The organism is Kineosporia sp. NBRC 101677 (assembly GCF_030269265.1).
GTDB classification, from domain to species: Bacteria; Actinomycetota; Actinomycetes; order Actinomycetales; family Kineosporiaceae; genus Kineosporia; species Kineosporia rhizophila.
Window position 1 is genome coordinate 55,555 of sequence record NZ_BSTA01000021.1, and the last position, 8,696, is coordinate 64,250.

At 62.0% G+C, this 8,696-nt stretch carries 8 protein-coding genes and 1 pseudogene; 6 read left to right on the forward strand and 3 right to left on the reverse strand.

Annotated features, from left to right (window positions below):
• Positions 1–5: 5 nt before the first annotated feature.
• Positions 6–854: an LLM class flavin-dependent oxidoreductase gene (locus QSK18_RS34670; protein ID WP_285628468.1), complete on the reverse strand. Its 849-nt coding sequence runs from the start codon at positions 852–854 to the stop codon at positions 6–8.
• A gap of 271 nt (positions 855–1,125) precedes the next feature.
• Here QSK18_RS34670 and QSK18_RS34675 point away from each other — a divergent pair, with 271 nt between their 5' ends.
• From QSK18_RS34675 to QSK18_RS34690, 4 genes are all read left to right on the forward strand, one after another.
• Entirely contained in the window at positions 1,126–1,317 is a 192-nt protein-coding gene (locus tag QSK18_RS34675) for a transposase (RefSeq protein WP_285628471.1), read from the forward strand.
• 364 nt (positions 1,318–1,681) lie between these two features.
• The gene (locus tag QSK18_RS34680) at positions 1,682–1,927 is read left to right on the forward strand and encodes a hypothetical protein (RefSeq protein ID WP_285628474.1); all 246 of its coding nucleotides are present in this window, start codon (positions 1,682–1,684) and stop codon (positions 1,925–1,927) included.
• A gap of 9 nt (positions 1,928–1,936) precedes the next feature.
• Positions 1,937–2,218: a DDE-type integrase/transposase/recombinase gene (locus QSK18_RS34685; RefSeq protein WP_285628488.1), complete on the forward strand. Its 282-nt coding sequence runs from the start codon at positions 1,937–1,939 to the stop codon at positions 2,216–2,218.
• A gap of 1,729 nt (positions 2,219–3,947) precedes the next feature.
• On the forward strand, positions 3,948–5,087 hold the full coding sequence (locus QSK18_RS34690; RefSeq protein ID WP_285628477.1) for a hypothetical protein: 1,140 nt from the start codon (positions 3,948–3,950) through the stop codon (positions 5,085–5,087).
• 796 nt (positions 5,088–5,883) lie between these two features.
• Here QSK18_RS34690 and QSK18_RS34695 read toward each other — a convergent pair.
• Positions 5,884–6,114 (reverse strand): hypothetical protein, encoded by a 231-nt coding sequence (locus QSK18_RS34695; RefSeq protein ID WP_285628480.1) that lies wholly within the window; start codon positions 6,112–6,114, stop codon positions 5,884–5,886.
• A 766-nt stretch (positions 6,115–6,880) separates the two neighbouring features.
• Here QSK18_RS34695 and QSK18_RS34700 point away from each other — a divergent pair.
• Entirely contained in the window at positions 6,881–7,321 is a 441-nt protein-coding gene (locus QSK18_RS34700; RefSeq protein ID WP_285628482.1) for an RICIN domain-containing protein, read from the forward strand.
• 137 nt (positions 7,322–7,458) lie between these two features.
• On the forward strand, positions 7,459–8,334 hold the full coding sequence (locus tag QSK18_RS34705) for a glycosyltransferase family 2 protein (protein ID WP_285628485.1): 876 nt from the start codon (positions 7,459–7,461) through the stop codon (positions 8,332–8,334).
• Between the two features lie 55 nt (positions 8,335–8,389).
• Here the strand turns inward: QSK18_RS34705 and QSK18_RS34710 are convergent.
• A pseudogene (locus tag QSK18_RS34710) lies at positions 8,390–8,696 on the reverse strand (integrase core domain-containing protein); the annotation flags it as partial.

Below are 8,696 nucleotides of genomic sequence, written 5' to 3' on the forward strand. Positions count from 1 at the left end.
TACAGTCACGTCCCGGCGAGCCGGTCGATCACGGGAGCAATGGCCTCGAGCGTAGAAGGGCCAGCGACGAAGTAGGAGATACCCAGTTCCTCGCGCCACCTGCGCAACCTATCGACCACTTCGCCGGTGTCATCGGTTCTGATCGCCGAGATGTGTTCCACGTCTGGGCGGATACCGTACCGGACCAGCCACTCCGGCCCATCCCCACCACCAATGTAGAAGATTGAGACAGCCAGTTTGATCCGTTCAAAGCGCTCGCCGGCGCTGTGCCGGATTAGCGCTACCTTCTCCTTCAAGGCCCCCTCGGTCGCCACGGCCAGATGAATGATGTCGGCTTGCCTCGCGGCAAGGGCAAGCAGGCGGTCACCCGACCCGGCCACCATGATCGGCGGACGAGGCTGCTGCACAGGACGCACCGGCGCTTGCTCCGCCAGCCGAGTAACCTCATCGATCGTCGTAGCGACCAGCCGAAGGCGCTCAGCAGCCGAAGGGTAGGTCATCCCAAGTTGCTCTGAACCCGACGCGTTTGCGGGGTGCCCCGCACCGATACCCAACTCAAAACGCCCGCCAGAGAAATGATCAAGACTCGCGGTCTCCCAGGCAATGACACCTGGCGCATGCATCGGCACTGGAACCACCAGCGTCCCCAGTCGAAGGTGTTCAGTAACCGCGGCAGCCGCGGCCAGCACCTGGAACGCGGAGAAACGGCTTGGCCCGTCCGGAACCAGCAGGGTTGAGAAACCCAGATCCTCTGCGCGGCGGGCCGTCTGCACCCAGTCATGGGCAGACGTGAAGCCGGTAGTTCCCAAACCGAAAGGGGCTGCTGCCAAACCGAACCTAAACGCGTGGGACACCCGACCTCCACTGAAAGCTAAATTTGGACCGGCTTGGCCCGTACCTACACACGAAGAAGCCGTCATCAGAGTTCAAGCGGAGAGCTGAGTTCAGCTGAGGCCTATACAAGCGTCACGTCGCCGCGGCTTGAACTCCTCCACGTCGTCCCCTGGGTTGTCGAGGGTCATCGCCAGTCCGGCAGGCCGACTGCTCTCGGCCCCACCTGAGGTTCCCCCGGGATGGTGGACACCGAGTCAGCAGGACCTACGGTCCTGCTGACTCGGTGTCCTCATGCCTCCTCGTAAGCGCCGGTCGTACACGACCGAGTACAAGATCGAGGCTGCCCACCGCGTGATCGACTCTGGGCGCACCATCTCCGAGGTAGCCCGGGATCTCAAGATCGCCCCAGGGATGCTGAGCGTCTGGGGCAAGGACGAACGCCGCCGCGTCAGCGCTGCCGCACCCCTCGGGATAAGCCCTTAGACGCTGTCGAACGGGCCGAGCTCCTACGGTTACGCCGGCAGGTCCCGGAGCTGGAGAAAGACAATCAGTCCTGGCAAAAGCTTCGGTGTACTTTGCGTCGAGGCAGAAGAACCCGCGCGGTTCGAACTGATGGCAAAGTACGCCTGCCCCGAGCAAGACCCCCACCGCGATCCCGGACAGCCGGCTGAGCTCGGCCCCGGCCACGACGGCGACGCTCAGGACACGAAGGAGCGGCCGGGGGTGATTCTCCGTGCGGCGACTAGCCCGTCTGCTCCAGGTGTGCACCTCAGTCCTCTACTCCTAGAGCCAGCGGTGCGCCGCCACCGAGCCGCCCCAAAGGCAACAGCGCCGAACCAATCTGGCAGTGAAGATCCTCGACATATACGCCGAGTCCGACGGGACCTACGGCTCCCCACGGATCATCAACGAACTGCGCGATCGTGGTGATCGTGAACGCCAAGACCGTCGCATCGATCATGGCGGAGATCGGGATCAGGGCATCAGTCCCCGAACGTTCAATGTCCGCACCACCGTGCAAGAGCCGGACGCCTTATTCCCACCGGACCTCGTCAACCGACAGCTCGACCAAGGCCACCTGAACGCCGCGTGATTCACCGACATCACCTACCTGACCTGCGGCCAGGGCGACATGTTCCTGTGCGCGATCCGGGACGGGCATTCCCGGCGCGTCCTGGGCTACGCCGTGAACGACCACTTCGACGCACCAATGGTCGCGCGGGCCATCGACTCCGCGGTGGCCACCCTTGCTCAGGAGGGTCTAGTCGTGGCCAAGACCATTCTGCATTCGGATCACGGCAGGGAATTCACCGGCGCCGTAACCGCTTCCGCCTGCGCCCGTCACGATCTTTGCCGCTCGATGGGCCAGACCGGGGTCTGCTGAGATAACGCGGCCGCCGAGTCGTTCTGGTCCACATTAAAGCACGAGTACTACTACCGCCGGGCCTCTGCCACGAAGGCGGAACTGGTTACTGGAGTTGACACATGGATTCGATGACTCAATCATGAACGACATCACTCAGGAGTAGCCGGGCGCAGCCCCATCCGCCACGAGCAGACCCTGGCAGGAACAGCCCAAGCTGCTTAACCCCCTATCCACCGTTTCGGGGGAACCTCAGCCGGCGGCCGCGCCTTGATCCACCTGCTCAGGGCTTCTCTGGTCACGCCCAGATCGGCAGCGATGCCCTAGATCGTCGCGACAGGCGTGGAGTGGTACAGATCCACCGCTCGCCAGCGGAACTCTTCCGAATACGACTTACGTGCCACGAGGAGATCATCTCGCTTCTCCCCGCATCATGCCGGGTTCAGCGTGTCCAAGGTCCGGGGGTAGGTCCCGGGGGAAGGGATGGCTCTGATCCCGCATGAACCATCGAGTGAAGCGGCCCGTGCAGTACCTAAGTCATCAGCCGTCTGACGCCCTGTCGCAGACGAGCGAGGAAGCGGTGCATCAGACAGGAGACTCGGTTGCGCACAGCCTGGGCGTTGTTGGAAAAACACCTGCGGGGACACGACGTCGACCTCGCCCGCAAGGCAGTGACAGATTTTCACGAGGACGACCGGGCAAAGCTGTCGCCTTGGCTCGAACAGTTCGCTCGATCCTTAGCTCCCCGTCCCCAGTCTACGTGCTCGCCGCTAGCCTCCCCGCTGCCGGCAATAGCAGTCGCGGCAGTGGGTCTGCTGCCGTCGTCGCAATCAGCGAGCAGTCTTTTGGTACAACCAGCCCTGCAGTCAGATTGGCATCTCTTGCCGGTGCAGCACATGGTGTGGACTGCCGAACGCCGGCAGTTGACCTGGCTGCCAGATCTGGCCGAGCGCCTGCAGGCCGAACTGCCGGATCACGCATCGGGCCAGATATGGCGCGCCGTCTCCCGCCTCACGGTGGCCAGCGGCGCCCGCGTTTGTCACAATGACATATGCATCCGAGCATGGATTTCCTGGGTGATGGAGCCAACCCGACTCTGGGGATGGCCTACCAATGAAGATGACCAGGTCGCGGCGCTCAGCGCTCGACTGCGGGAGGGCCCGTTCCTGGACCGCTTCCTGCCACATATTTTATGCCTTGAGCACGCGACACACGTTCCTAAAGCGGGAATTGCCTCGCTAAGAGCAGCACTTACCCTCTGTGGTGCAAATGAAATAAGACATTGTCAAACGTCACCTGTTTCATTGCCTCAAAGTCAGGGCGTACCTCAGTGAAAGGGCCTGGGATCGACTACGCAAGCACGTCGCAAGACCTTGCCCGCCTTGCCTGGCCTAGACCACTCAGCACCCTGAGCGAACTAACGGACGCCTTCGCCGGCCGCATGGACTGGCATGGCTGGATCGGCCAAGAGTTGCTTATGGCAGGGCTGGTGGCCTTACACGCCCAACAAAAAGACGACGTAAATGATATTCTCCAGCGGGCCTTGTCGCGTTCCGCACGCCTCCCATGGATGTCAAACTGGAGTACCGGCCCATCTGAATTTTTGCGCAGGTCCCAGTGGCCGCAGAACCCCCTCCTTCTGGGACGGGTATTGACACCGGACCAAACAGGAACTTTTGCCCGCGCGAAATCCGCAATCCTGGCAGGACAAAATCCAGCGCACATAAGGACACGATCGGATCTGCCACAGATGGTTGTGCTGCTGCGGATGGCGGAGATAGCCCTTGGTCTTGCCGGCGATCTTCCTGCACGGAACAATCCAAGGCAACAAAAGCCGCCCCCTCCCCCTGTCTTGGTTGCAACACCGACCGAGATAAGCGGCATACTTGCACCTGAGATCTTGCTGGACCGACTCACAAGAGCCGAACTAGAAGGGTGGCATCCGTGGACCCTGGATCTGGAACAGGCCCTCTTGCGGCTGCCCAAACGCATTCCGCAATCTATACACAGACTAGCCTTGCAATTGCAGAGCGACGCCGGGCGCAGGTTTGCCGACTGGATGAGCAGGGGAAAGTCCTGGGAACCTCAACAACGCCTTTATGGAACCAAGGCACCCGTTCCGGGAACGTACCAGGCCGAAAGCCGACCCGGGGGTGCGCGCTACGTCGAACTGACCACTCCTGACGAACACGGCCTGAGTAGGTCACTTTTCAACGTGCCAACAAACGCGAGCGCATTGACTGGCAGAGACACCGACACGACAGCGGGCCTACACCTCTTTCCCGATCATCAGGAGGTAATAGCGGCGTGGGCCCTCACTGCCCCAAACCGCATTCTTGACGGGACGTTCGCGGCGCTTCTTCCCCGTGACTGGCCGCGTCGGGGGCAGCGCTGCAAGTTGGCTTCGTCGATCCTCCTCGCCTACATGCTGGGCTCGGGGGACGCCTTGACCCGACAAGTGGCCCGGGATGCCATCTGTGTCCTGGCCGCGTCCAACGACCTCAATGGAGGCTTACTGGGCCAGCAATGCGGCGCTCTTATCGCGGATAAACAAATTGTTGCGCGGAACGTATACGCTCAACTGGCGAAGGTGTCCCAGAGAAGCGTCGATGGCAGCGTGCGGGACACCATTATGCACATGCTGCCGTACGTCCTGGGCAACAGCCTGGCGGGACTCGCAGAGGTACTCGAAGCCGGGGCCGATCTGGTGATGAAGCTCGGGAGAGGACCTGGATTGAGCGAGGTGCCCGGGCTGCAGAACCTGACGCTGGAGCTAGGGACCGGCAAGACCACCGCCCAGGCTCGTCGCCTGCTGGCCGCATTGGAAACGGCTAGAAATTGCACGCCGAATCCAGCCGCAGAAGGTTGTTCACAGGATGACGATACCTAAACCTGCACAGCCTTGACCGCGAAGCGCAGGTGTCCTGTCCGTCTGAGTGCGAGTCATGGCACATTCGCCAATCAGATCTCATCATAGCGATTAGGGGTCAGTTTGCAATAGACTGGGTGTCATTTGCCTGATTGGGGCGCTTGCCCACGATGCGACAAGCGTCAAGGATTTGGGACCAGCAGGTGTTAGGCGGCCGGCGTTTCGGTCGGCTGTTCGGGTTGATTAATCTGGACCCGGTCGGCAGTTACAGGCCCTGAGCAGCGTCTGGCTGGTGGTGCCCCGTTCGGAATGGGCAACGCGGGCCTGCTGCAGAACCTGACGACGGTGTTCGGTGACCGAGTGGTGGCGGCCGTATGAACGTCGGCCGGGGTGTGCAGGCCGATCCCTGAGTGGTGGTGGCAGTAGCTGTACCAGTGGACGGAATCACTCAGGAAAGCCTGCGCAGCAGCCAGTTCGGCGAAGTACTCCGGGAAGACGGATCGCCTGCCACTCCTCCTGGCTCAACGCGTCCGCCGGCGCCGGGCGCGCCGGGGCCGGCGTGGGCCGGGCACGATCACGCAGCTCGGACGAACACGGCAGCCCGGTCAGTGCGGCTGCGGCTCGTGTGCTGGCTCCAGCCGCGATCAGCTGTCAAAGGGCGCTCATCAGGACCCGCCGCGCCTGGGCTGTCGCCGGAACGCGCCCGGAACCTGCGTCTGCTGCTCGGGCTCGCTCTCGGAGATGGCCTCCAAGACCTTGTGCTTCCTCATAATCTCCAGTGCTGCTTCCATCGTGGCAAGCCTGCGGTCCTTCGTCGCTAGTGCCGCTTCAAACGCGCAATCTCAGCCTGCTCCGGTGTCGGCCGCCCCACCGATTCCCCGGCGTCCTTGCCCTGCAACAAACGGCCGTCACAGGCCTTGCGCCACTCGGTGACCAACGATGAATACCGCCCTTCGCGGCGCAGGAACGCACCGCCCTCACCTGCGGCCACCGCTTGCTCATAGCCGGCCAGCAACTGCCCTTTCTGCGCCGGGTAAACGTCCGGCACGGCCTGGGGCCCACCTTCGGGGCTTCCTGCTGCTCATGGAACCATCCTGGGTCACCGACCCAGCCACGGTCACACTCATCCTCACGCACGTCCTGATCTCGCCCCGTCAAGGGGAGGGCTTGCTCTGAGCCGCTGGCCTCGACTCATCCTGACTTACAGGGGCCAAACCGTGCACCCGCCGGAGCAGCCATCTGGTCTCCACCAACTACGTCCCGGTGTCGCCCACTGAGAGCGTCACCGCGCAATGAAGTTCTTGATGAACCACAGCGCGTCCATGAACGATGTAAAGAGCGTGCACACGCAAATTTCCCAAGCGATCAACGGTTTCAAGCCACCTTCTCTGATGAGCACGGTGGTGGCTGGCGCACTAACGGCCTTCGCTGGCACAGCCGTCATTGTGGCCACCCTCGTGCCGTCCCTGGCTCCGGATGGCGACCCCCCAGGAACTGAAATGAGCCTCACCCCGCCAGACCCGATTGTGCCTTCCCATCCGACTGATTCAATGTGGGTCGACGACTCGGCGGAGCTAAGGCCGGAGCCGAGCGCTTCCCCGGGCTCACCTGGGGTGGTGTCCGGGCAATGGGAGAAGCGGGCGCCCTCATCGGAGCAGCCTCACGCGCAAGAACCTGCCATTGAGCCAGATCAGGGACCCTTGGTCGACGAAGGCTTCGATTCCGAGTCGGACGCAGCGCATCGGCCACTGCACTCGAATGGTCCCCAATCGTCCGTTCCACTGGTTCCGGACGCACCTAGCTCTGCCGGTCTCATGATCCGCAACGTTGGCACCGACATGTGCGTGGACCTGCCCTTCTTTCAGGCAGTCGCACGAGGAACGCCCGTCACCCAATATCCTTGCGCGCCCGGTGACCAGGACAATCATGGGTACACCCTTATCCGCACCCGACAGGGGATGATGCTGGGCAACGTCAAGAGTCAGTTGTGCCTGGACGTGCCCGGCCAAGAGACGGTGCCGGAAGGGACACCGGTGATCATCTACGATTGCCTGCCTGGGCCGACCGACAACCAGATGTTCGATGCAAGAAAACGTTTCGGTGACGGTCGACGATTGCTGAACATCAGGTCCGGGTTGTGCCTGGACGTCTCTCCCGAACATGGCGGAGCGTACCGTGAGAACCAGCAGCTGCTACTGGCCCGGTGCACCGCCTCACCCACTCAGGCTTGGACGATTCAGCCCGGGTCATCCTGAGCTATGACCGTGCTATTGGGCTGCACCCACCAAGCCGTAGGACCCAATTGAACCCATTACTACTAGAGCACGTGCGCGATTCGGAAGCAAGCACACGTGGAACCGCGCAACAGGCAGGAACAGGAGATCCAGGCCCCATGTCGTCGTCAACCCCCGTGCCGGTGACCTTGCCCTCCGTCAGCGTCGTGATCGCCTGCCGCAATGCGGCACGCGAGCTCGGCACGCAACTTGCTGCCCTTACCCAGCAGCGCTACAGCGGCGCCTGGGAGGTCATCATCAGCGACAACGGATCCACGGACCGTACCCGAGAAGTGGCTCAGAGTTACAAAAGTGAGATCCCTCAACTGCGCATCGTGGACTCTTCGAACCGTCCTGGGCCAGGTCACGCGCGCAATGTCGCGGCAAGGGCGTCCACTGCGGACTACCTGCTGTTCTGCGACGCCGACGACGAAGTGGCGTCCGACTGGATCGCTGCAATGATGGCCCGCCTTCCGGAAAGTGGCTTGGTTGCAGGACGTTTCGAGGCAAGGAAGCTTAACTCGACCAGGGCTATGCGTAGCAGGCCGTTGCAACAGGACGTGGGCCTCCAAACATCTCCTTTCGGACCTGCCCTCCCCCACGCGGGGGCCGGGAACATGGGCATCGCCACTACTATGTTTCTGAGCGCAGGGGGTTTTGATCCGACCCTGCGAGTCCTAGAAGACACCGATCTTTGCTGGCGCCTGCAACTGACCGGAGCTCAAATGCTTTTTGTGCCTGAAGCTGTCGTACACGTGCGGCTGCGCCACTCGTTGACCGACATGTGGCATCAGGGAGATAGTTACGGTCGGGCAGCTGCCCTGCTAGAACACAGGTACGATCTTATGCTCGGGCCAGCTAAACCGTCTGGTCGTACGTCACAAAACTATGGGAACACCACAGCTAAACTCTGGAAGATGTTGCGCAGCAATCCAACACCAGGAGCCCTGCTCTGGACCATTGGCTGGCACTGGGGATATCGGCGACGTTCGTAGAACGTGCACAACTTGATACCACAGTGAAGCGCCTTGGGTTTGGTGGAGGTTCGGTTTAGGCAAACTCGGATGTCGAGGCTGCTTTGGTGATGGTGTCACGGTGGTGGTGTTCGAACTCGACCGGTGGTAGGTAGCCGGTTGAAGAGTGCAGTCGGCTGGCGTTGAACCGGTGGATCCAGGCCGCGGTCTCGCGTTCGACCTCGGCCTGGCCGGTCCAGGACTTCTGGCGGTCGATGAGTTCGGTCTTGAACGGGCCGATGGTCGATTCCATGAGCGCGTTGTCCAGGGCATCACCGACTGATCCAAATGGAGCCGGCGATCCCGGCCTCGGTGAGGGCCTCGGTCAGAGTCAGCGACGGATA